A 22,944-nucleotide genomic window follows, 5' to 3' on the forward strand; every position below is an offset into this window, starting at 1 on the left:
GTTGTTGATGGTTATGGTTGTCCACAGACTGCAACACTAAAAGTAAACTTTGCACCGAGTAAATACAATGTTTCAGAAGAACTTGTTAACGATCTTCAAAACTTTGCACTCTTCTTAAAAGAAAACTCCGGATATCAAGTTGTTATCTATGGATATACAGATAGTATCGGTAGTGCGGCAGCAAACAAAAAGCTTTCACAAAACCGTGCAAATGCTGTAAAAGAAGCTCTTAGTCGTTATGGTATAAAAGCTACTAGAATGACTGCTATAGGTAAGGGTGAAGCTGACCCAATAGCTGATAATATGAATAAAGCCGGACGTGCGCAGAACAGACGTATTGAAGTAGAGTTACTACAGTAACTCTCTATACATCTTACTCATAAGTGGAGTTAAAACTCCACTTGTTTTTCCCTCTCTTACAACATAACCCGTCAGACTCTCTAACTCAACTCTCTTTTCATTTTTAAAGTCTAGATGCATTGATGTGTAAGAATCTTTTGGAACTTTACTAGCAGTATAGAGTGCCTTTTGCACCTCAGCTTGAACATCTATACCCTTTGCCAAAGCGACATCTGCTATCTCATGTAGTACTGCCTTTACCTCATCAAAATGTTTCTCATGAAGATAATCTATGCTTCTGTCATAGTAGCTAGTCAGCGTAGCAAAAGCGGAGATAAATATATACTTTTTCCATATTGCTGTTTTTATATCATCAGGAATTTTTGCTCTTAAAAATGAGTCATCAAATATAGATTTTAGAATGGCACTTTCATACTCTATACCACCAAAAACAGCTAAGAAAATAGTTCCTTTTTTTCTTATGACTCCTGGAGATTCTATATGAGAGAGTATATACACACAGCCATCAAGAACTTTTGACTTGCTGATTTTTCTTAAAAAGTCACCGTTAGATACACCATTTGAGAAACTTACTATTATAGTATTGTTATTTATGAACTTACTAATAGCCTCATATGATTTTTTCAGATCATAGCTCTTTACACAAAATAACACTACATCAAAGTATCCACTAGCCTCACTAAGCTCTCTTGCGTCTAACTTTGCACTCCAACTCTTATCGTCTTCAACTATTTTAATACCACTTTCTTTTATCTTTAAAAGATGCTCATCTCTGGCAAAACCAACTATCTTATGAGTACTTTTCGTTAGATTTGCAGCTATGTAGCCACCTACTCCACCAAGACCTACAACTGCTATTCTCATATTACACTTCACTCTCTTTTGTATTGTTTTTTAGCTCTATCTTAAAACATGCTCCACGATTTGTATTTTGCACACTTACTGTACCATCACAATGTTCAGTAATGATTGTTTGCGCTATATATAATCCAAGTCCTGTTCCATTTTTATCTTTAGTTGAAAAGTACGGATCAAATATTTTAGAGATAATTTCATCAGGGATTCCTCCGGCGTTATCTTCAATTGATATTACCTGATCTCCAACCGAGTTTTGTTCGATTCTTATATAGATACGCGGTTCTTTAATCTTGTTTTGCATTAAAGCATCAACTCCATTATTAACAATACTCAGTATAACTTGCATGATCTCATTTTCAAAACTGCTTATATTAGGCAGGTTTCTCTTATAGTCTTTTACAACTTCTACACGATTTGTATCTAGTAAATGCTCACCGATATTAAGTGTTTTATCTACTAACGTCACAAGACTAAAAGAAGTTCTAACCTTATCAGGCTTAAAAAAGTTTCTAAAATCATCAATGGTTTTAGAGAGATGCTTTATAAACTCATTGATCTTATGTAGATTCTTAAGACTGTACTTCTCCATGTCTTCTCTACCTTTTTGCGTGGTAAGATCATAGATTCGACGTTCAAAAAGTCTGATTTGCATATCAATAGAGATAGCTGAGATAACACCAAGAGGCTGTCTCCACTGATGAGCAATCATAGAGATCATCTCTCCCATCTGTGCAAGACGAGACTGGTTTAACATATGCTCATCTTTAATTTTCATCTGAGCAAGCTTATTCTCCATTACCTCTTCGATCTTTACAATGTTTTCATTCACAACATTTGCCATAACAGCGATCTCATCTTTGCTCTCTATCTCAATCTGATTAGCAGAGTTCTTTTGAAGATCCAAGTAGCTAAAAAAGTCCAAAAGACCAGTTTGAAAATTTGTTATAACTTTAGAGATAGAGCGAGAGATAAGAGCACCAAAAGCAACACCAAAAAGAATAGTTAAGAAAGTAACGATGATTAAGACAGCGACTACGAAGGTACGCTTTTCATAAATATCATCTAAAGAGTCATTACCGATTTTAAGTGATTCTGCAATGACAATAGAACCCAACTTCTTCGTTTTAGGAACTATACTCGATACATGCTCACCATTATATTTAACCCATCTATACATTGCCTTTTCATAATTTTTTGCAGAGTCATTAAAGATTGATATTTTCTCATGTTCAAAAGGCTCATCTGACATAGTTTTAAGACGTTCTAACTCACTCATCATAAAAGCATAATCTTGTTTAAATTTCTCAAGCAGTTTAGCATCCGGAGAGAGCAGATAGCGCTTTTCATCGGCACGAGTCATATAAGTGTACTGCCAAATATTTGATCCTGCATTTATCTTTTCAATAGTTTTTTGAGACAGGTGTTGTTTTACATCAACCCTCTTTGCTTCAACATATTGCTGAATCTCAGATGTTATACTCTCTCCCTCTTTTTGAAGAAGCCGGCTCTCTTTTTCCAACTCTTTTAGTAGATAAATTCCTCTTTTATAGTTAATATCATACTCTTTTATAGCATGTCTGATCGCTTTTGTTGACTCTTCGTTCATATCATCAATAGTTACATAAATATTTTTTACTGCACGCTCAGACTTGATGAAAGCCTGCTTGGCATTAGCATGATTCATTACAGAACCATTGGCATTTAAAAGGTAGTTTTTATCTTCTAAGATTGCTCGATATGCATATCTTTCTATATTGTTTGCCCGAATCAATTCATCGACCTGAGCCTGAATAATATTTAACCCGCTGTTAGAGACAAGAGAGAGCGTAATTGCAACCAATACACTCAATCCAACAAGCATATAAGTTTTGCATTTGATAGAAAAATTGTTTAAGAAGTTCATTTTTCCCCTAATATAAGATAGACTAATACTATATTGTAAGCTATTGTTCATTTGTGTTTACTTATAAAATGAATTATAATACGCTTTTACAAAGGGGTTTGATGCCACGCATTGACAATAAGAAATTTTACAAATCATCTATAGAGATGTATGGAGTAAGTGCAAAAGGTGTAAACTGGCACTCAAAATGGTCTCAGGAAATTAGATTTGATGTTATACTCTCAATGCTACCGCCCAAACTTGAACCTTTTAGCATAGCAGATGCAGGCTGTGGATTTGGTGACTTATATCTTTATACTCAAAAAAAGAAGAAATATCCTAAAGAGTATATAGGCATAGATGCTCTACCAGACATGTACTCCATTGCATCTGAGAGAACTGGCTGTGAGATCATTATCGCAGATATATGTAAAGATGAACTCCCCAGTGCTTCATACTATATTTGTAGTGGCGCTATGAATGTTCTAAACAGTTTTGAGACTCACCTTTTCATGCGAAACTGTTATGAAGCATCTGAGATTGGATTTATTTTTAATATTCTTCATGGAAAATCAGATAGTGAGACTTACAACTACATCACTACAGCTCAAATCCAAAAGATAGCAGCTGACTTGAATGTGAAGACTATAACTATCAAAGATGATTATATGGAAGATGATATAACCGTAGGATTTTTCAAGTAATGTGCGCAATATTTGGAATAGTAGGAGAGTATGATGAGTCAAAAGCAAAACATGCTTTAGGTCTACTCTCGCACAGAGGCCCAGACTACTGTGGCATCACTCAGAAAAACAATCTATTTTTTGCTCATCAGAGACTCAGCATCTTAGATGAGAACAGTCGTTCACATCAACCTTTAAAACATAAAAACATCCTACTATCTTTCAATGGAGAGATATATAACTTCAAAGAGTTAAAAAGAGAACTGGCATCTGAGTTTGAGTTTAAAACACAGAGTGACAGTGAAGTTATCATAGCTGCATATCTCAAGTGGGGAGTAGACTTTGTACTGCATCTGCGTGGTATGTTTGCCATCGCTCTGATGGATGCAGAGACACTCTACCTTTTTCGTGACAGACTAGGCAAAAAACCTCTTTTTTTCATGCAAGGTGAGAGTTTTATATTTGCATCTGAGATAAAAGCACTGACACCGTTTCTAAACAGTGTTCAAATGAATGAAGATGCTCTTATGAGCTACCTCTCTTTTTTAGCACCGACTCCTCCTCACACTTTTTTTAAAGGCATAAACAAACTTGCATCTGGAGAATATCTAGTTTTGAAAGATGGACAGTATGAAGTGAAGAGATACTTTGACCTGCTAAATGTAACTCCAAGTATCATTACAGATAGAGATGAAGCTCTGCATACCTTAGAATCACTTTTAAATGAGTCTATAACTATGCGTCTAGGTGCAGATCAGCCTATGGCATCTCTACTCTCTGGTGGAATAGACAGTGCGACCATAAATGCTTACGCAAAACAAAGTGGTGTAAATCTTCAAACATATACACTTGGATATAAAAACTTTGCAAAATATGATGAACGCGCAAATGCAAAAGAGACAGCCGACTTTTTAGGTCTGAGCAACATTGATGTTGAAATCTCACAAAGCGACTTTATAGATGCAAGTGACAAAGTCTTAGACTCGTTGGATGAACCTCTGAACGATCCTGCATCTGTTCCTCTGTATTTGCTGTTTGATAGAATTAGACAAGATGGATATAAAGTAGTTCTAAGTGGAGAAGGAAGTGATGAGCTTTTTCTTGGTTATAGACAGTATTTTGAATTTTTAGACATAGAACAAATGTCAAAACTCTCAAACAAGAACTGGCTAAAAAAATATTTCCGTTCAAACTACTCTCAAAATAGAGAGTGGGAATACTATAAAAGAATCTTTGATGACACCCTGCTCTTTAGAACATCCGGTGAGACTTTTACAGACCTGCAAAAAAATGCTCTTATGAAGAGAAACGTAAAAGACAACCAAGCTCTAAAATATTTGAAAACTTACAGAGACAGGTTTGAAGCATCTGAACACACAGATGAAAGCATCTGGTACAGCTACATAGACTTAAATCATTTTCAAGCAGAACAATTCCTCACAAAACTAGACCGCGTTTCTATGGCTCACAGTATCGAGTCACGTACCCCATTTTTAGACCACAAGCTTGCATCTGCTGTCTTGAGTATAGACCCAAAACTCAGGTATGAAGATGGAGTCACAAAGTCACTGCTCAAACAAATAGTAAAACCGCATCTAAATGATAAAATCCTAAAACGTAAGAAAAAAGGTTTTTCAAATCCTTATATGGAGTATCTAGTAAACTCTAAGAGATTAGAACTTATCAAAGAAGTAAACAAAGAAACTGGGATGTTTAAAACAAAAGAGTTAGATGAGCTGATAAATAGCGCATCTACTGGTGGATTTAAACAGCACATATGGGGATTATATGTGCTGAGTGTTTGGATTAAGAAGTGGATAGTTTAATTAAGATATAATCCTTTTTAATATACTTAGGATTATTATGAGATCAAACTACAAAATTATTATCGTTATTACAGTCTTACTTCTTATTCTTTCTGTTACCATTTCTGTAGCCAATTACATGGTTTCACTAAAATCTACTCAGACGCATCTAAAAACTCAGTCCCTGCCTCTTTCTATTGACAATATCTATACTGAGATTCAAAAACACTTAATAGAGCCTTATCTTGTTAGTTCCATGATGGCTAACGATACTTTTTTAAAAGACTGGATAGTTCATGAAGAGGAGAATGTAGGCAAAATAGCGAAGTATCTTGACAGCATAAAAAACAAGTATGAAATGCTAACAGCATTTTTAGTCTCTGAAAATAGTAAAAAGTACTATACTCACAATGGCTTTTTAGAGGACATAAAAAAAGATAATCCTACTAATAAATGGTATTTTGACTTCAAAAATATTCCAAAGAGTCATGAAATAAATCTTGACTTTAATGACAATTTCACAAATACTCTTATCATGTTTATCAACTTCAAGATATATGATGACAACTATAATTTCATAGGTGCAACAGGTATTGGGATAGAGATCTCATACATTGATGAGATGCTTCGTATGTTTAAGAAGAAGTACCATTTAAATGTTTACTTTTTAAATGAAGCTGGAAAAGTTGTACTTACCAGACAAGACAAAAGTGCTCCTAAACATATAGATGAGATGCAAGAATTAAAAGCTTATAAAGATGAGATAATATCTAAGAACACGGATATCATCGAGTATGAAAAAGATGGCAAAGAATACATAGTAAAGACTAAGTATATCCCTGAGTTAGACATATATCTGGTAGTTGAAGCAAAACTAAATGACTTTGCAAAAGAGGCTACACAGGTTTTCTACATAAACCTTGGACTTTCTTTATCTTTTACATTTATATTTGCTATTATCATTATGCTTATTTTAAGAAAGTATCATCAAAAGTTAGAAAGACTGGCAGACTTTGATTCACTTACACAGATACCAAATAGACGTAACTTTGACAAACAGTTTGAGCAGTTTTTAGCTCTACATAAAAGGGATGAGAGACCTATATGTCTGGTGTTTATGGATATTGATGATTTTAAAACTATTAATGATGAACTTGGACATCAGATAGGCGATGATGTTTTAATACAAGTTGCGAAGATACTTAGTAAGAGCATAAGAAAAACAGACCTTATTTCAAGATGGGGTGGAGAAGAGTTTGTTGTCGCATTTATAGACACACATATAAATGATGCTCATACTATCACTCAAAAAATCAGAGAAGCCATAGAAAAAGATGAAAGACTCAAAAAGACTATAGGTTACAATCTAACAGCAAGTTTTGGACTTACTTCCTGTAATGAATACGACAATATAGACACTGCTATATCAAGAGCGGACAAAGCTATGTATGAAGCTAAACAACACGGCAAAAACAGAGTTGTCTTAGCCCGTTCACAGCCTACTGAGCAATTTTCCTAGCCGTTAGGAAAAGATAGTCTTTTCCTGTTACGGTAACTCTGTACTTTTTTTGTTGAAGATATTTTTTACAAAAATGTATATCTTTTAAAACCAAACTCAACTCAGAAAATGCATAGTTTGGTGCTTTTGCACCATAAACCATCTCGCCGTCAATCCATCTACAGTTTGGAAAGCCAAGTATTATGGCTCCACCCCTTTCCAAGTGATTTTGATAAAGAGACATAAATGTAGTGTTGAAGTTTATGTTTGTGCTTTGAAGAGTTCCTATTGAGATGATAAGATCAAACTCTCCCAAACCCAGCTCATCCAAAGCATTTATATCGTGACATCTAAACTCTACATTTGAACTTGGGAAATCTTTTTTTGCATACTCTATAGCAGATGCTGAGTAGTCTATACCAACAAACTCTTTTGCCCTAAACTCATCTTCGGACAACAATTCTTGAATAACTTTAAACTCATCACCTCTGTTTACCCCAAGGTTTAAAACTCTTTTTTTCTTCTCTATATTTATAAATTTCAATGCTTGTCTGTAGTGGTATAAAAAACTGAACTGTGATGTTTTATCTATAGTAAAGAACTCACTATCTACGCCGTATTTCTCACTGCTTTTATCTGCTTTATGAAAAGATGTCTCCAAATTTAACTTCTGAAATCTCAGGGTTAAACTCTTTGCATCTGATTGAGTAGGAGTCAGCATCTTCATAAAAAAGATCTGCGCTAAATCAACAAATGCTTTATAACCTATGCGTTCTATATCACTCTCTAAAATTTCCAACTCGACAATTTCACCGGCTTCTACTTCACAAGCTTCAAACCACTCAAGTATCTCTTTTGAACTTTTCTCTTTAAAATTTATACTCATTACCCTACCGTGTTATATGACCTGTCACCAGCATCTCCAAGACCAGGAATAATGTACTTATCTTCGTTGAGTCTCTCATCTATTTGTGCGATAAAGATATCGATCTCAGGATAAGCAGATTTTACCACGTCCAGACCCTCTGGTGAGCCTATTATGTTTAGTGTTATTATTCTTGATGGCTCTCTTGATTTTATAAGCTTTAAGGCATCTATAATCGAACCGCCAGTTGCTACCATCGGATCAACCAAAAGTATTGTTTTGTCCTTACAGTCCGGAAGTCTATCATAATAGAGAACACTCTCATGTGTTGTCTCATCTCTTTTCATAGCTAGAAATCCAGCATGAGCCTCTGGTAAAAGCTCCATAACACTGTCTAGCATCGGCATACCTGCTCTTAAAACTGTGACTACAACGATGCTCTCTTCGTCTATCGTTTTACAACTTAGCTCCCCAGTCCATGTAGTTATAGTCTTATCTAAAAGAGGAAAGTCGTGAAGTGCCTCATAAACAAGTTGTTTTGTAAGTTCGGCAATCGTATGTCTAAAGCGAACTGCATCTCTTCTTTGATCTCTTAGATGTGTCACTAAAGTTTTTGTTACAGGGTTTGTAAGTTCATGAATCATTTCTACTCCATATTCTATAAAGTATTTCTCTTGAGTTATCATACAATATTTTTTACAACTTAGGAGTATTCAAAAATTCAATTCTATTTAAATTAATTATATCTAATAATATAAAATTAATTATATATTTAAAAGTATATTCATATTTCATACAAACTAGCTATTTTTTTGATACAATATTTTTCAATAAAAGAAGGAATCATATATGCAACTAGACTTAAAATCAAAACTACTTTTTTTAACTGCAGTTCCCATCATCATCATTTTTATCTTATCAATTGGTAGAATTATTTACGATATAGACGTTAAACAAGAACTTGAAGATACGAAAGAGCATATAGTTGAAGCAAGAGCTCTCTCCAGAGTAATCCATACCATGCAAATAGAAAGAGGACTTAGTATTGGATTTGTAACAAAAGGAGATTCAAATGATACGGAGTCTCTTGCAAAAGCACGAGAAAATTTAAACAGAGCTATAGAAGCTACAAATTCCATATACTTTTTTAAAAAAATAAAAAATATAGACTTTTCAAATATCTCAAATGATTTAACATCAATAAGAAATAAAGTCGATAATTTTGACATATCGACAAAAGGAGTTATGAAATATTATACAAAGCATATAGAAAGCCTTATTGATTTTACACAAAGTATGCCGAGTATGATAAGTGACAGAGATGACAGAAATTTTATCCAAGCATACAGTTATATTCTAGCTTCAAAAGAGTCTTTAGGACAAATAAGGGCAGCACTTAACGAAGCTTTAATTATGAAGACTTTTTCAGATGCTAATTTTATGTTTGTTAGCGAACAGCTTTATAACTATAAAAACAACTTAAACAGATTTGAAAAAACACTTTTTGACCACAATGAACTCATAGATTATTATTACAAAAATTTAAATGATGCCAGCACTAAAGAGACATTTAAAATTATTAATTCTGCTCTTAAGAACAAAGATACTTTGGATTTGGATGTTAATGCTTCGCACTGGTTTGAACATGCTACAATGACAATAGATATGCTCAAAGAAGTAGAAAGTAAACTCTTTCAAATCTTATACATAAGCATTAATGAAAAAATAAGTGCTATTACTTTTACTATGACTTTCATTCTCTTTTTTCTACTTTTTATGATAGCTATTGTTATCTTTTTCTCAGCTACATCTATTAAAAAAATCATATCTTTGACAAATAAATTCAGTGAAGATTTTGAAGATTCATTGACACTTCTAGAGCAATACAAGGCGACTGTGGACAAAAGTTTCATTGTCTCAAAAACAGACCCTAAAGGAATCATAACATATGCAAACGAAACATTTTGCAAAATAAGCGGATATACAGAAGCTGAGCTAGTAGGAAAACCACACAACATAATCAGACATCCGGATATGCCAAAAGATATTTTTCAAGAAATGTGGCACACCATAAAAGAACTAAAACAGCCTTGGAGCGGTGAAATCAAAAATCTTGCTAAAGATGGCTCTTCTTATTGGATGAACACTCATATAAACCCTATTCTAGATAAAGAAGGTAATGTCATAGAACATATTGCCATGAGAATGGATATTACGATGATTCAAGAAGATAAGGAACGCATCAAAGAGAGTTTGGGTATTAGCATGTCAAACTATGAAGAAGCGCGTCACTTAGCAAATGAGTATGAAGATGCTATGAATGCAACTTGGAGTATCATAAGAACAGATACCGACAATATTATCATACATATAAATGAGACATTTTCAAAGGTAAGCGGCTACTCTTTAAAAGAACTTGTCGGTAGAAACTGCAGTGAACTAAGGGATAAAAAACATATTAACAGCGGTGATTGCGACAGATTAAAAGCCGCACTATGGCGAAAAGAGATTTTTAGAATGCAGTTTGAAAATATTGCAAAAGACGGAAGCTCTTATTTTGTAGATGCAACTGTCATACCAATTGTAAACAGCAAAGGTGTCGTTATCGAGCATCTGCATCTTATGTGTAATGTCACAGAATTAGTACAGCTTCATGTCGAGATAGAAAAAACACAGCAAGAGATAATCTGCCGTATGGGAGAGATAAGCGAATCAAGAAGCAAAGAGACAGGCAAACATATACATCGTGTTTCAGAATACTCAAGACTCTTGGCACTTAAAGCAGGGTTTGATGAGAAAGAAGCAAATCTTATCGCTAATGCTTCACCTATGCACGACATAGGAAAAGTAGCAATTCCTGATAAAGTTTTATTAAAGCCAGGTAAACTTGATGAAGAAGAATGGGAGATTATGCGCTCTCACAGCACAATAGGTCATACTGTTTTAAGCGGCTCGCAAAGACCTCTTTTAAATGCGGCAGCAGTTATCGCCAAAGAGCATCATGAGAAATACAACGGAAGCGGTTATCCTGATGGAATTGTAGGTGAGGATATTCATATCTATGCACGCATAGTAGCTATTGCCGATGTTTTTGATGCACTGGGGACAGATAGGGTTTATAAAAAAGGATGGGAGCTCGATAAGATTTTAAACTTTTTTGAAGAAGAAAAAGGAAAACATTTTGACTCAAAATTGGCAACAATATTTTTAGAAAATATTGATGAGTTCTTAAAGATTAGAGATGAATATAAGGAAGTTATAAAGTAACTCAAATAATTAAATTTTTATATTTAAACTTTAAGCTAAATTTTTAAAAGTGAGAGTATAATTTTTGATAAGACCGAGCTTTATTATTTAAAGGACTAAAATGGTTGACCCTCTTAATGTATCTGATCTATTTCATTCATGTGATCCTAGCCTTTTCTCATTTGGTACTACCGATGAGCTGGAACTACTAGAACAACCTATAGGTCAAACAAGTGCCCTTGAAGCTGTTGACTTTGGTGTCAACATAGAGCAGGACGGCTACAACCTCTTTGCCATGGGACCATCTGGAAGTGGTAAACATTCAGTTATTATGACCTTCTTACAAGGCAAGGCAAAAGATAAAGATATGCCTAGTGACTGGTGTTACGTAAATAACTTTAAAGACCATCAAAAACCTATTGCTATAGAGTTGGCACCCGGACTTGGAGCAAAGTTTAAAAATGACATTGCAGAACTCATAGAGTTGGTTAAGACTATCCTTCCCACTGTTTTTGAGAGTAACAGCTACCGCAATGAACGCGAGGCAATCAACCAGAAGTATATTGATGAACAGGCAGATATTTTCTCAAGCTTGCAAGAAGAAGCAAAAAAACACAATGTCTCTATGAAGACTACATATGTCGACCGTGTGACTTTTGTGCCTATTGTTGATGGCAAAATACTCTCTGCTGAAGAGTTCAATGCCATAACCGGAAAGAAAAAAGAAGAGATCACCAAAAAGATGAGTGAGTTTGAGCGCATCGTAAAAGAGGGTCTTCACAAGGTCAGCGAGCTAAATAAAAGTCTGCATAAAGAGCTTAAGCAATTAGAAAAAATGGTTACTCAAAAAGCCGTAGAATCGCTTATTGATGAAGTCTGTCGTAAATATGAAAAGTACGAAAAGATACTAAACTACCTTGAAGCCGTGCAAGATGATATCATTCACCATTCACAAGACTTTTTATCAAAACAGGACAATGTTGGCATACCGCCATTTATGAGAGAGTTTTACGCTCCATCTTTTGCAAGATACAAAATCAACCTCTTTATTTCACACGATGGTAAAAATTCTGCACCACTCATCTATGAAGATAATCCCACTTACCAAAATCTTATTGGAAAGGTTGAGCATCTTTCTCAGGTCGGTACTTTAGTCACCGACTTTAGTATGATTAAACCCGGAGCACTTCATAGGGCAAATGGCGGGTACTTGGTTTTAGATGCCAGAAAAATACTTATAAATCCTTTCTCTTATGAGGGTCTAAAAAGAATTCTGCTTGCAAAAGAGATACATATAGAATCACTTGCTCAACAATACTCCCTTTTATCCACAACTTCGCTCGAACCGGAACCAATCCCTATTAATGTTAAAGTTGTACTCATAGGTGAAAGAATGCTGTATTATCTTCTATATCACTACGACCCTGAGTTTAAGGAGCTTTTTAAAGTAAGTGCCGACTTTGATGATGAGATGCAGCTAAGTGATGAAAACGTCCAACTTTATGCGCGCATGATAGGCACGATCTCAAAGCATAACAAACTTCGTCCTCTTACGCCTCAGGCTGTTGCAAGAGTTGTAGAGCAGAGTTCACGTGATGTTTCACACTCTTTGAAATTTTCTACGCATCTTCGAACACTATCAGACCTCTTAAAAGAAGCTGATTACTATTCAAAAGAAAATGAACATACTTCAATAGAAAAAAAGGATATTGAAAAAGCACTAAACTCTCAGATAGAACGCATGAACCGTATACAGATGAAGTTATATGAACGCATAGACGAAGGTACCATTATGATTAACCTAGAGGGAAGTGCGGTTGGTCAGATAAATGCTCTCAGCTATATATCCATAGGCGGTCACAACTTCGGCATCCCATCACGTATCACCACAAGAACACGAATAGGTAAAGGTGAGATCATAGATATAGAGCGAAAGGTCGAACTTGGCGGTCCCATACACTCTAAGGGTGTAATGATCCTGACTTCTTATCTGGGCTCAAGATATGCTAAAGAGTTACCACTTAGTCTATCTGCTTCACTTGTATTTGAACAGTCTTACGGGATGGTGGAAGGTGACAGTGCTTCATCTACAGAACTATACGCCCTACTATCATCTATTTCAGAACTGCCAATAAAACAAAATATTGCAGTTACAGGCTCAGTCAATCAATTTGGAGAGATTCAACCAATCGGTGGCGTAAATGAAAAGATAGAGGGCTTTTTTGATATCTGTATGCGTAAGGATCCTAAAGCCTCGTACGGGGTTATTATTCCACATACAAATGTAAAACATCTAATGCTAAAAGAAGAAATACTTCAAGCTGTAGAAGATAAAAGATTCTCCATCTATGCTGTCAAGTCTATTGATGAGGGAATCTCAATTCTAACTGGAATTGAAGCAGGCAAAGAGAATAAAAAAGGCAAATTCCCGGCTAAATCTGTAAACGGTTTAGTTGTAGCACGTTTAGAAAAACTATCCAGAATAGTTAAAGAGTTTTCTCACTCCAAAAAGGATGATAAATAAGAATTATCAATTTTGGCTCAATAAATATAGATTATGTCTACTCTGTGGAGCACTTTGTACGCCCGGGTGAAACACTAAAAAGCGATAACTACACTATCTTTAGCGGTGGCAAAGGGGCAAATCAGTCCATCGCACTCGCACGTGCCAAAGCAGAAGTTATTCATGCCGGAAAAATCGGTAATGATGGAGCATGGCTCAAAGAGAAACTGCAAAAAAGCGGTGTGAACACGAGTCTGATAAAAACCATCGATACACCTACCGGACATGCCGTAATCCAAGTAAACAAAGATGGAGAAAATGCCATTATCATTCACGGTGGGGCTAACCAGACTTTTACTGATGCAGAGATAGAAGAAGTCCTAGATAGTTGTGAAGCAGGAGATTTTTTACTTTTACAAAATGAAATAAATGCTGTTGGTAAGATACTTCAAAAGAGTCAAAACAGAGATCTTACCGTCATATTTAATCCGGCTCCAATAACAGATGCTATTCAAAACTACCCTTTAGAGTTTGTAGATATATTCATCATCAATGAAGTAGAAGGTGAAACTCTCACCAAACAAAAAAGCCCAGATGCAATACTAAACACGATGCAAAAACTATATCCTAAAAGTAAAACTGTCCTGACTCTTGGTAAAGCAGGTGTTATCTATACCCATAATGAACAACGAATCAAAACGGCAGCTTTAAAAGTAAAAGCTGTAGATACAACAGGAGCCGGAGATACTTTCATTGGCTACTTTTTAGCAGAACTCTCACGGGGAAGTAAGATAGAAAAATGTCTGGAGATGGGTACCAGAGCTTCAGCCATATGCGTAACACGTAAAGGAGCAGCAGACTCGATTCCCAAGCTCGAAGAGATTATTTAACATTTCTAGTCAGCTTTAAAAAACTTTCTAAAGTCTGCCGGAAATGGAAAAACAAGAGTATTAGTCTTATCATTGGAAATGTCACTCATAGTCTGAAGATATCTCAGCTGTATTGCTAAATCATTTTGAGAAAGTTTTTTTGCTGCTTCTAGTATGTTTTCACTAGCTTCTACTTCACCTTTAGCGTTAATGACTTTCGCACGGCGTTCACGTTCTGCCTCAGCCTGTTTAGCAATCGCACGGACCATACTTTCATCTAGGTCAATATGCTTGATCTCAACATTTGAGATTTTTATACCCCATGCATCTGTCTGCTTATCAAGTATCTCTTGTATATCAAAGTTCAGTCTCTCACGTTCTGCAAGCATCTCATCTAGTTCATGTCCGCCAAGAACTGAACGAAGAGTAGTTTGGGCTAGTTGGCTTGTAGCCGTATAAAAATCTTCTACTTGAATGATAGATTTTTGAGGATCTATAACACGAAAATATACAACTGCATTTACGTGAACTGAGACATTATCATGAGAGATAACATCTTGTGTCGGGACATCAAGAACAATAGTCCTCAAATCAACTCTGACCATCTGTTGTATAAATGGAACAAGTATGATCAGACCAGGTCCCTTAACACCTGTAAAACGACCCAGTGTAAAAACGACACCACGTTCGTATTCCCGCAAAATACGAATAGCCATCGCAAGAAAAACAATCACTAAAACTACTATATAAATTACTAAAACTGGTGTATCAAAATACATCTTTTACTCCTTAATTGGTTTAACTTCCAGCGTAAGACCCAATAGTCTCACAACTTCAACTTTCTCTCCAACACTTAACTCAGTGCCACTCTTCGCACTCCAAATTTCACCGTGACATCTAACATGATAGATACCGTCCTCAGTCTCAGTTACCTCAGCAACAGCCCCTATAAGCTCTTCAACTCCAGAGACTACTTTTGCAGAGCGAGAAGTCATAAAGAGCTTGATGACCAAGACAAAGAATGCGGCACTGACTATAGTAAAAGCCAAGATCAGCGGTATTGAAACACTGCTACCCAAAGTATCTGCATCAAAAAGAAGCACTGAACCAAAGGCAAAAGCTATTACTCCCCCTATGCCAAGCACTCCAAATCCGGCTATAAAGATTTCCGCAATCATAAAGACTATGCCCAAGAGCATAAGCATCAGACCTGCATAGTTAAAAGGTATGATGTTAAGGGCATAGAGTGCTATTACTGCAGAGATGCCGCCGATGACTCCAGGAAATATCTCACCAGGATTCATCAACTCAAAGAAGATTCCGTATATTGCTATAAGTAAAAATATATATGCCATGTTTGGGTTTGTGATGACTGAGAGAAAACGCGTTTTAAAATTTGCTTCGTAGCTGATTATGTTGGCATCTTTAGTATTTAGTTTGACACTGCTGTTAGAAACCTTGACAACTCTGCCATGAAGTTTACCAAGCAAATCATTTGTATTAAAAGCTATCAGGTCAATCACCCCCGAGCTCAATGCATCTTCAGCAGAAAGACTCTTTGCCTCTTTTACCGCATCAATTGCCCAAGAGATATTGCGGTCATTTAATTGAGCCAAACTCTTTATGTAGGCCATTGCATCATTTATAGCTTTTTTCTCTAAAGTAGAGACAACACTACTGTTTGAGTCAACCATCTTTTGTCCGGGCATAATACTAACAGGAGTAGCTGCGCCAAGATTAGTTCCTGGTGCCATAGCCGCTATATGAGATGCATATAAAAGATAAGTACCTGCACTCGCTGCTCTTGCACCCTTAGGGTAAACATAAGCAGCTACAGGAATGGAAGAGTTAACAATCTCTTGAATCATCTCTCTCATAGACGTGGATAGACCTCCGGGAGTATCTAACTCTATGAGTATCATCTGAACATCATAAGCTCGTGCTGATGCCATTCCCTCTTTTAAGTAGTTGCTTGTTGCAGGTCCTACAGCACCTTTTATTTGAAATTTCATTATTGTAGCGGTGCTTGCTAGAAGCGATAAAGTGATTAGAAGAAGTAAAAAAAGTAATCGTTTCATCTTGCATACCTCATATTTTAAGCATTGAAGGACACATATAACTATAAGTAATAATACCCAAGAAATAACAATAAAGTCAAGTTTTATAACTTTATAAATGATATAATTTGTTATAAAAGGTTTCCCGTGAAATTAAAGAGCTTAACACTCCTTTCTCTTCTTTTGTTGACTGCTTGTGCAAAACCTGTCAGCTCGTTCTATCCGCCGGACTTCAGCAGGACTGACAATAAAACAATATATGTCGTAAATGACAGATGGCATACTGGCATTATAGTATTCAAAAAAGACTTAGACCCATATATCCGTTTGTTTGATGATATTCCAAACAGAAAATATTTAGAGATTGGCTGGGGAGATGAAGTCTACTATCGGGCTAAAGAAAAGACTCTCTGGATGGGCTTCAGAGCTCTCTTTTTGCCTACCGGTTCCATTATTCATGTTGCCTCATTTCAGCAAGATCCTGCATCATATTTTTCCAATAGTGAGCTTATAAAACTAAAACTATCAGAACAAGGCTTTATAAGACTTGCCGAGTTCATCAGCAAAAGCTTTGCTTTAAACGAGAAGAAAGAACTTGTTAGACTGGGAAAAGGCATCTACGGGACAAGCAGGTTTTATCGTGCAAACGGTACATTTCATATATTTAACAACTGTAATACCTGGAGTGCAGATGCAATCTACTCCTCAGGGTTTCCGATAAGCAGATATACATTTTCAGCCGAGAGCCTGCTCGAGCAAGTAAAGAAAAATCAGGTAATCAACGGAACAAACGTAAAGCCGTAATGCTCCAGTGCCTCGACTTTACCATTTTCACTCTTTGTGATTTCATAAATAGAACTTCTTACCGGAACAACAAGTTTTCCATTATCTTTGAGTTGTCCTATCAATTGAGTCGGAAGCTCATCCGCTGCAGCAGACACCAAGATCCTGTCAAACTTTTCGCCCGGGACACCAAGTTTATCACCGGCTTGGATAATCTTAGAATTGTAAAATCCATATTTATCAAGATTGATACCGCCAAAGCTTACAAGCTCTTCAACTCTTTCCACGCCAAGGACAGAACCTCTGTCTCCAACTATAAAACTAAGAAGAGCAGTTGTCCAACCTGAACCGCTTCCGATATCCAGTATTTTTTGACCCTTTCGCGGAGAGAGCATCTCCAACATCATAGCAACTGTTGTCGGCTGCGAAATAGTTTGTCCATAGCCTATTTGAAGAGGGTAGTCTTCATATACGTCTGAGACACTTGGATTATAAACAAAATCCGCTCTGTCTATATTTTTAAATGCTTCTATAATGTTTTTAGATCTAAGAGCTCCTGTATTTATAAGGTGTTTAATTAAATCATTATTTGAAGTCATCTATTTCCATACTCCTTCAAGCTCATAACTACAATAAGGACAAACTCCATTTTCATCAAGTTCGTTGGTCACAAACTGACCTATATTGCCACTTCTATCTATAACTCTTTTTTTACAGCTTGGGCAATATGTAGATTCATAATCTTCGTTGTCTACATTACCTACATAGAGATACTTCAGTCCCTCTTGCTGACCTATTCTGTACGCACGAAGAAGTGTGGACTCAGGGGTGCGATGAACATCTAACATCTTATATGTTGGATGAAATGCCGATAGATGCCAAGGTATAGAAGGATCAAGATGCGCGATAAACCTAGCGATACCGCGTATCTCTTCATCAGAATCATTTTTACCGGGAATAAGCAGTGTAGTTATCTCTATCCAGATGCCTTTTTCATGAGCATATGTTACTGCATCTAGTACAGGTTTTAATCTGGCACCACAAATCTCTTTGTAAAACTCATCTGAAAAAGATTTTATATCTATATTCATCCCATCTATATATGATGCCAGCAGGTCTATTGCTTTGTGTGTCTCATAACCGCTTGTCACATAGATATTTTTAAGCCCCTTTTCATGAGCTATTTTTGCTGTATCATATGTGTACTCAAAAAAGACAATCGGTTCGTTATAGGTATAGGCGATTGAATCACATCTATTCTCAATAGCTAGTTCGACAATACGTTCTGGAGAAAGTTCCTGCCCAACTATTCTATGATTATGCTCTTTTGGATACTGAGAGATATCATGGTTTTGGCAAAACTTACAAGAGAAGTTACAGCCAACTGTGCCAAGAGAGAAGGCTCTGCTTTTTGGCAGAAAATGAAACATCGGTTTTTTCTCTACGGGATCAACATTTACAGCTGAAGCAAGTCCATATACAAGAAGTCTTAGCTCACCATTTTCTACTTTTCTGACACCGCATATGCCGTATTCACCCTCATTAAGTACACATGCTTGTGAACATGCTTCACACATAACTTTACCGTTTTTAAGTTCTCTGCTTAACCACGCTTTTTCTGACATAACGTACTCCTTTATAAATGTTCTAAAGAGCTTTACAAATTCTCATCTTCCTTTACATCTTTTCTTTGTTTTGATGTTTTAAAAATAATATATCCTACACCAAGTAAAACCAACAGAGCTAAAACTATCTCGAGAGTATAATCTTTCTCTTCTTCAATATGTTTTACCGGTGCTTTGATTTGTGCATGTGTCTTCACTCCGACACTATCATCATTTTTTACTTCTTTTGATTTTTCACTCTTTTCTTTTACAGGTGCTGTTTTTTCTTCTACTACTTTTTTAGCCTCAACCTGACTTATAGTTATCTTCTGTCCATTATCCAACACATATGCATCATCATAATAGCTCTCTAATGCTCTTAAAGTTCTAAGCAGTTGTACATAACTTGTAAAAGGCGACAAAGATGCAGCATGATACTCACCTATCTTTTTTAGCTTTACTTCTACAGAGTTTTTATTTATAAGTGCTGAAAGTTTATCGTCTCTGAGTATATGGTTGTTAAGTTTTACTAAACTATTTAAAGCATTTTTCTCTTGTAAAAAACTCCCGACAATAATCTGTTTCTCATTTGAGAAAAGCATTGTTGTTAACATTAAAAGTAAAAGTATTGATTTCATTTGTAAATCCTTAAGAGTTATTTTTTTTCGTTAATTAGATCTAGCTCCAGACTACCGCTTACATAGTTTGCAAAAAAAGTAAGTGATTCAAGGTCATCATCATTGTAGTCACCTCTTGATTTATTCAACAACTGTATAACACCTATAACATCTCTTTTAGAGTCAAATATAGGAACCGTTATAATGTTTTTTGTAACGTAACCGCTTTTTTTATCTATGTTAGGCAAAAATCTGGGATCATCATATGGAGAGTTTACAACTTGCGGTTTGGCACTTTGATAAGTATCACCCACTATTCCTGAATCTAAAGAGATAACTATACGTCCTATTCCATCACTAACTTTAGTCCATAGCATCTTATCTTCTGCATCCACGATAAATATAGAACATCTGTCTGCATTAAGTAGCGACTTTGCTTCATCTGCAATAAGTTCAAGTGAATTTTCAATCTTTCCAAGAGCCATAAGCTTCTTTCCAAACTCTGCTATTTGGTTATACTTCTGCATTAAGCTTTACTCTCCTTGCTGCTAATACCTTCCATCAAACATAAGTCTATCAATTCCAAATATCCACTGACATAGTGTGCAAAAAATATCATAAACCTGATATCTTCACCATCAAAACCTTCCTCTTTATTCAAGAGTTGAAGAACCCCTATTATCTCTCTTTTTGAGTTAAAGATTGGTGCTGTAACTAGATTTTTAGTAATGTAACCGCTCTCTTTATCTATGTCTGGAAGAAAGTTAGGGTTGCTATAAGGATCATTTTCTATAAGCGGTTTTCTCTCTTTTATAGTATGACCTACAAGACCTTTATCTGAAGGGATTATAATTCTCTCGATATCATCTGCCAAAGTTGTCCAAAGTTCACCCTTTGCTATATCATTGATAAAGATGGAACATCTATGCGCTCCAATAACTTCTTTTGCATACTTTGCAATGCGGGGAAGACCCTTCTCATAAGAGGTGTCATTTAGCAGGTCTCTTCCAAAATCAGCAAGTTTTTTATAAATATTTTCATATCGCATAATAGTACCTCATTATTTTCTTATAATAATTATAGTGTAAAATACGGAAAAAAAGGAACCTATATGATTCAAGTAACTATTTGGCATAATCCAAGATGTTCAAAATCTCGCGAAGCACTATCAATCTTAGAAGAAAGCGGATGTGAAAAAGAGGTAGTAAGATATCTAGAGACTACTCCTACCAAGGATGAGATTACAACCGCACTTACTATGCTTGGAATGAACCCTAGAGAGTTAATGAGAACTAAAGAAGATATCTATTTGGAACTAAATCTAAAAGAAGAAGATGATTATGATAAATTAGTAGATGCTATGGTTGAGAATCCAAAGCTTATTGAGAGACCTGTGATTTTTAAAGATGGAAAAGCAATCATAGGAAGACCTACTTCTATAATTGCTAAGTTTTTAACTAGCTAAAGAGAGTTACTTTTTCCCTTTAGTTTTTTCTACAAAAGTACAGTCACCGCTTGAGTATGGGCAAGTTTTTACTATGCTCATCTCAAACTGTTCCTCTTCTATGCCTTCTTGCTTGCGGTCGTAATGGCGCATAGCTGCTCTAAAAGAAGTAAGTACCATATTTGCACTGTCTTGATGATCTGTTGAGATATGCTCTACCTGCTCACCTTCTGGCTTAGATGTATCTATTTTTGGCGGTTGAATATTTGCATAAGCTTCTTGAAGGTCTTGCTCTAATCCTAAAACTGTTACAAGAGAATCAACTATAGGTTCGCCTTTTATCATCTCTGTAAGAAGAGAGCCAAGAGTTGCCGCGTCTTGAGTTGCAGAGTTTGTACCAAACTTCACATCAAGAATATGACTACTGTCTCTTTTCATATACATGATTACATAACTCTTTGTCGCATTATCAATGCCTACACCGACACAATCTGCATCTTCAAGTTTGCCATAATTCTCGGGCTGCATCATGTGTTTTGCTATCTCAGCACTTAGTTCTTCTTGATTTTCTTCTTGCATATTTTACCTCTATACTTTTGGAGCAAGTTGTTCTATACTCACACCATTGTCTTTAATAAATTTTGAAATCGTATCTGAGTGAGTATGCTCATACTCTTTTGCATAAACGATTCTTTTGATACCACTTGCTATTAGGTTTTTACTACATTCACTGCATGGTTCAAGTGTTACAAATATCGAAGCACCTTCTATTGAGATGCCTTTTCTAGCTGCCCAGATAATAGCATTCATCTCTGCATGAATCTCGTAAGTCTTTGACCAGTCATGGTGATCTGCTGTATACTCTCCATCCCAGTGGTCGCAACAATTTGTAAATCCAGAAGGTGTACCGTTGTAGCCAGTACTTAAGATGCGACCATCTTTTACAATAACTGCACCCACCTGTTTAGACACACACTTTGAAGCTGTTGCAAGTTCGAAGGCAATATTTATAAAATTTTCATCACTTAACATTTCTAATCATCTTTATATCTGCATTGTGACGAAGCCTAGCGAAGTAATCACCAAGAACCTGTTCTCTTTGCTCAGCAGCAATCATATTCATTATCTGGCTTCTAACACTCTCTAAGCCTGTCTCTTTAGCTGATGCTATCTCTTTTATGTAAAAGCTCATATATCCACCTTTGCCATCAGGAACTGCGGCTGTAAAAGTGTTTAGTGGAGTCCTTTCTAACAGAGAAGCTAACTCTGGAGAGATTCTGTCATAAGGAAGGTCCTGCTCATTGCTAGAGATATCTGGTGAATAGAACATTGGATTATCAATTTTTTCTTGAAGCTTTTGTTTGTTTGTTGACTGATATATCACAACTTTAAATCCACTTGGGTGAGCAAAGTCATTTTTATGTGTTTTAAAATATGCTTCTATCTCATCATCAGTCGGCTCTGAAACCCCACTATAAGCGATCGCAGAATAAAGCTTTTGAGAGAGTAGTTTCTCTTTTATCTTCTCTTTTAACTCTTCTGAAGTTAAACCGCTTGAATTTCTAACAGCTTCGTAAAACTCACTTACACTCAGGTTATTTCTCGCAGCAGTTTTCTTGATGTCATCATAGACTTCACCACTGCTAACAGATATTTTTCTCTCATTTATCTCTTGTTGTTCAAGAGCTTTTCTTATTAAAGAATCTGTAGCAGATTTAGAATCTATTTTTGAAGTCTGCATCTCTTTTTTTATGTCATAAAGAGTTATAGCACTCCCTTTAACAACAACAGCGATGCCATCAACAATCTCGGCACTTAGCGTTAAAGTAAGTATAATAGTTAAAAATATTTTGTGCATTAATTATCCTGT

At 35.8% G+C, this 22,944-nt stretch carries 23 protein-coding genes; 9 read left to right on the forward strand and 14 right to left on the reverse strand.

The genetic code is table 11. The features are described 5' to 3' along the window. On the forward strand, window positions 1-360 hold a 360-nt coding region (locus tag ABZC13_RS06415; protein ID WP_373001510.1), incomplete at its 5' end, for an OmpA family protein. On the opposite strand, the gene ABZC13_RS06420 is transcribed toward ABZC13_RS06415, so the two are convergent. Both ABZC13_RS06420 and ABZC13_RS06425 read right to left on the reverse strand, forming a co-directional pair. Beyond that, window positions 352-1,224 (reverse strand): ketopantoate reductase family protein, encoded by an 873-nt coding sequence (locus tag ABZC13_RS06420; RefSeq protein ID WP_373001512.1) that lies wholly within the window; start codon window positions 1,222-1,224, stop codon window positions 352-354. The genes ABZC13_RS06415 and ABZC13_RS06420 overlap by 9 nt on opposite strands. A gap of 1 nt (window position 1,225) precedes the next feature. Next, entirely contained in the window at window positions 1,226-3,121 is a 1,896-nt protein-coding gene (locus tag ABZC13_RS06425) for a sensor histidine kinase (RefSeq protein ID WP_373001514.1), read from the reverse strand. Between the two features lie 101 nt (window positions 3,122-3,222). Here ABZC13_RS06425 and ABZC13_RS06430 point away from each other — a divergent pair, with 101 nt between their 5' ends. The 3 genes from ABZC13_RS06430 to ABZC13_RS06440 are packed head-to-tail and all read left to right on the forward strand — an operon-like array spanning window position 3,223 to window position 7,107. Beyond that, window positions 3,223-3,804, forward strand: coding sequence for a class I SAM-dependent methyltransferase (locus tag ABZC13_RS06430; protein WP_373001516.1), 582 nt, complete (start codon window positions 3,223-3,225; stop codon window positions 3,802-3,804). Continuing rightward, the gene (gene asnB, locus ABZC13_RS06435; RefSeq protein WP_373001518.1) at window positions 3,804-5,609 is read left to right on the forward strand and encodes an asparagine synthase (glutamine-hydrolyzing); all 1,806 of its coding nucleotides are present in this window, start codon (window positions 3,804-3,806) and stop codon (window positions 5,607-5,609) included. Before ABZC13_RS06430 ends, asnB begins: the two co-directional genes overlap by 1 nt. 37 nt (window positions 5,610-5,646) lie before the next feature. Next, the gene (locus tag ABZC13_RS06440) at window positions 5,647-7,107 is read left to right on the forward strand and encodes a diguanylate cyclase (protein WP_373001520.1); all 1,461 of its coding nucleotides are present in this window, start codon (window positions 5,647-5,649) and stop codon (window positions 7,105-7,107) included. On the opposite strand, the gene ABZC13_RS06445 is transcribed toward ABZC13_RS06440, so the two are convergent. Together ABZC13_RS06445 and upp are read right to left on the reverse strand one after the other, a co-directional pair. Continuing rightward, complete coding sequence (locus tag ABZC13_RS06445) at window positions 7,088-7,972, reverse strand: class I SAM-dependent methyltransferase (protein ID WP_373001522.1); 885 nt, start codon at window positions 7,970-7,972, stop codon at window positions 7,088-7,090. The genes ABZC13_RS06440 and ABZC13_RS06445 overlap by 20 nt on opposite strands. After that, window positions 7,972-8,595: a uracil phosphoribosyltransferase gene (upp, locus tag ABZC13_RS06450; protein WP_373001524.1), complete on the reverse strand. Its 624-nt coding sequence runs from the start codon at window positions 8,593-8,595 to the stop codon at window positions 7,972-7,974. The genes ABZC13_RS06445 and upp overlap by 1 nt, the downstream gene beginning before the upstream one ends. 205 nt (window positions 8,596-8,800) lie before the next feature. Here upp and ABZC13_RS06455 point away from each other — a divergent pair, with 205 nt between their 5' ends. The 3 genes from ABZC13_RS06455 (at window position 8,801) to ABZC13_RS06465 (ending at window position 14,590) form a co-directional block, all read left to right on the forward strand. Continuing rightward, the gene (locus ABZC13_RS06455) at window positions 8,801-11,218 is read left to right on the forward strand and encodes a nitrate- and nitrite sensing domain-containing protein (RefSeq protein ID WP_373001525.1); all 2,418 of its coding nucleotides are present in this window, start codon (window positions 8,801-8,803) and stop codon (window positions 11,216-11,218) included. Window positions 11,219-11,318: 100 nt separating this feature from the next. Continuing rightward, the gene (locus ABZC13_RS06460; RefSeq protein ID WP_373001527.1) at window positions 11,319-13,721 is read left to right on the forward strand and encodes a Lon protease family protein; all 2,403 of its coding nucleotides are present in this window, start codon (window positions 11,319-11,321) and stop codon (window positions 13,719-13,721) included. 5 nt (window positions 13,722-13,726) lie between these two features. After that, window positions 13,727-14,590: a ribokinase gene (locus tag ABZC13_RS06465; protein ID WP_373001738.1), complete on the forward strand. Its 864-nt coding sequence runs from the start codon at window positions 13,727-13,729 to the stop codon at window positions 14,588-14,590. Window positions 14,591-14,595: 5 nt separating this feature from the next. Here ABZC13_RS06465 and ABZC13_RS06470 read toward each other — a convergent pair whose 3' ends face one another. Together ABZC13_RS06470 and ABZC13_RS06475 are read right to left on the reverse strand one after the other, a co-directional pair. After that, window positions 14,596-15,348 carry a slipin family protein gene (locus ABZC13_RS06470; protein ID WP_373001529.1) on the reverse strand — a complete coding sequence of 251 codons (753 nt, stop codon included), beginning with the start codon at window positions 15,346-15,348 and terminating at the stop codon, window positions 14,596-14,598. Between the two features lie 3 nt (window positions 15,349-15,351). Then, entirely contained in the window at window positions 15,352-16,647 is a 1,296-nt protein-coding gene (locus ABZC13_RS06475) for a nodulation protein NfeD (protein ID WP_373001530.1), read from the reverse strand. Between the two features lie 126 nt (window positions 16,648-16,773). On the opposite strand from ABZC13_RS06475, the gene ABZC13_RS06480 reads away from it, so the two are divergent. Next, window positions 16,774-17,430, forward strand: a complete 657-nt coding sequence (locus tag ABZC13_RS06480) for a DUF2459 domain-containing protein (protein ID WP_373001532.1) — start codon at window positions 16,774-16,776, stop codon at window positions 17,428-17,430. On the opposite strand, the gene ABZC13_RS06485 is transcribed toward ABZC13_RS06480, so the two are convergent. The 5 genes from ABZC13_RS06485 to ABZC13_RS06505 are packed head-to-tail and all read right to left on the reverse strand — an operon-like array spanning window position 17,397 to window position 20,678. Beyond that, on the reverse strand, window positions 17,397-18,008 hold the full coding sequence (locus tag ABZC13_RS06485) for a protein-L-isoaspartate O-methyltransferase (RefSeq protein WP_373001534.1): 612 nt from the start codon (window positions 18,006-18,008) through the stop codon (window positions 17,397-17,399). The genes ABZC13_RS06480 and ABZC13_RS06485 overlap by 34 nt on opposite strands. Next, a complete protein-coding gene (gene amrS, locus ABZC13_RS06490; RefSeq protein ID WP_373001536.1) occupies window positions 18,009-19,034 on the reverse strand; it encodes an AmmeMemoRadiSam system radical SAM enzyme in 1,026 nt (341 codons plus the stop codon). A gap of 32 nt (window positions 19,035-19,066) precedes the next feature. Next, window positions 19,067-19,651 (reverse strand): hypothetical protein, encoded by a 585-nt coding sequence (locus tag ABZC13_RS06495; RefSeq protein WP_373001538.1) that lies wholly within the window; start codon window positions 19,649-19,651, stop codon window positions 19,067-19,069. Window positions 19,652-19,668: 17 nt separating this feature from the next. Next, entirely contained in the window at window positions 19,669-20,157 is a 489-nt protein-coding gene (locus tag ABZC13_RS06500) for a GAF domain-containing protein (protein ID WP_373001540.1), read from the reverse strand. Beyond that, complete coding sequence (locus ABZC13_RS06505) at window positions 20,157-20,678, reverse strand: GAF domain-containing protein (protein ID WP_373001542.1); 522 nt, start codon at window positions 20,676-20,678, stop codon at window positions 20,157-20,159. The genes ABZC13_RS06500 and ABZC13_RS06505 overlap by 1 nt, the downstream gene beginning before the upstream one ends. A gap of 63 nt (window positions 20,679-20,741) precedes the next feature. Between ABZC13_RS06505 and arsC the strand changes: the two genes are divergently transcribed. After that, entirely contained in the window at window positions 20,742-21,095 is a 354-nt protein-coding gene (gene arsC / locus ABZC13_RS06510) for an arsenate reductase (glutaredoxin) (RefSeq protein WP_373001544.1), read from the forward strand. Between the two features lie 6 nt (window positions 21,096-21,101). On the opposite strand, the gene ABZC13_RS06515 is transcribed toward arsC, so the two are convergent. From ABZC13_RS06515 to ABZC13_RS06525, 3 genes are read right to left on the reverse strand one after another with little or no spacing between them, the layout of a single operon-like run. Then, window positions 21,102-21,653, reverse strand: coding sequence for an iron-sulfur cluster assembly scaffold protein (locus ABZC13_RS06515; protein ID WP_373001546.1), 552 nt, complete (start codon window positions 21,651-21,653; stop codon window positions 21,102-21,104). 9 nt (window positions 21,654-21,662) lie between these two features. After that, window positions 21,663-22,106: a cytidine/deoxycytidylate deaminase family protein gene (locus ABZC13_RS06520; RefSeq protein ID WP_373001548.1), complete on the reverse strand. Its 444-nt coding sequence runs from the start codon at window positions 22,104-22,106 to the stop codon at window positions 21,663-21,665. Next, window positions 22,096-22,932: a SurA N-terminal domain-containing protein gene (locus tag ABZC13_RS06525; protein WP_373001550.1), complete on the reverse strand. Its 837-nt coding sequence runs from the start codon at window positions 22,930-22,932 to the stop codon at window positions 22,096-22,098. The genes ABZC13_RS06520 and ABZC13_RS06525 overlap by 11 nt, the downstream gene beginning before the upstream one ends. Window positions 22,933-22,944: the final 12 nt, after the last annotated feature.

The organism is Sulfurimonas sp. (assembly GCF_041563035.1).
In the GTDB taxonomy this organism is placed as follows: domain Bacteria; phylum Campylobacterota; class Campylobacteria; order Campylobacterales; family Sulfurimonadaceae; genus Sulfurimonas.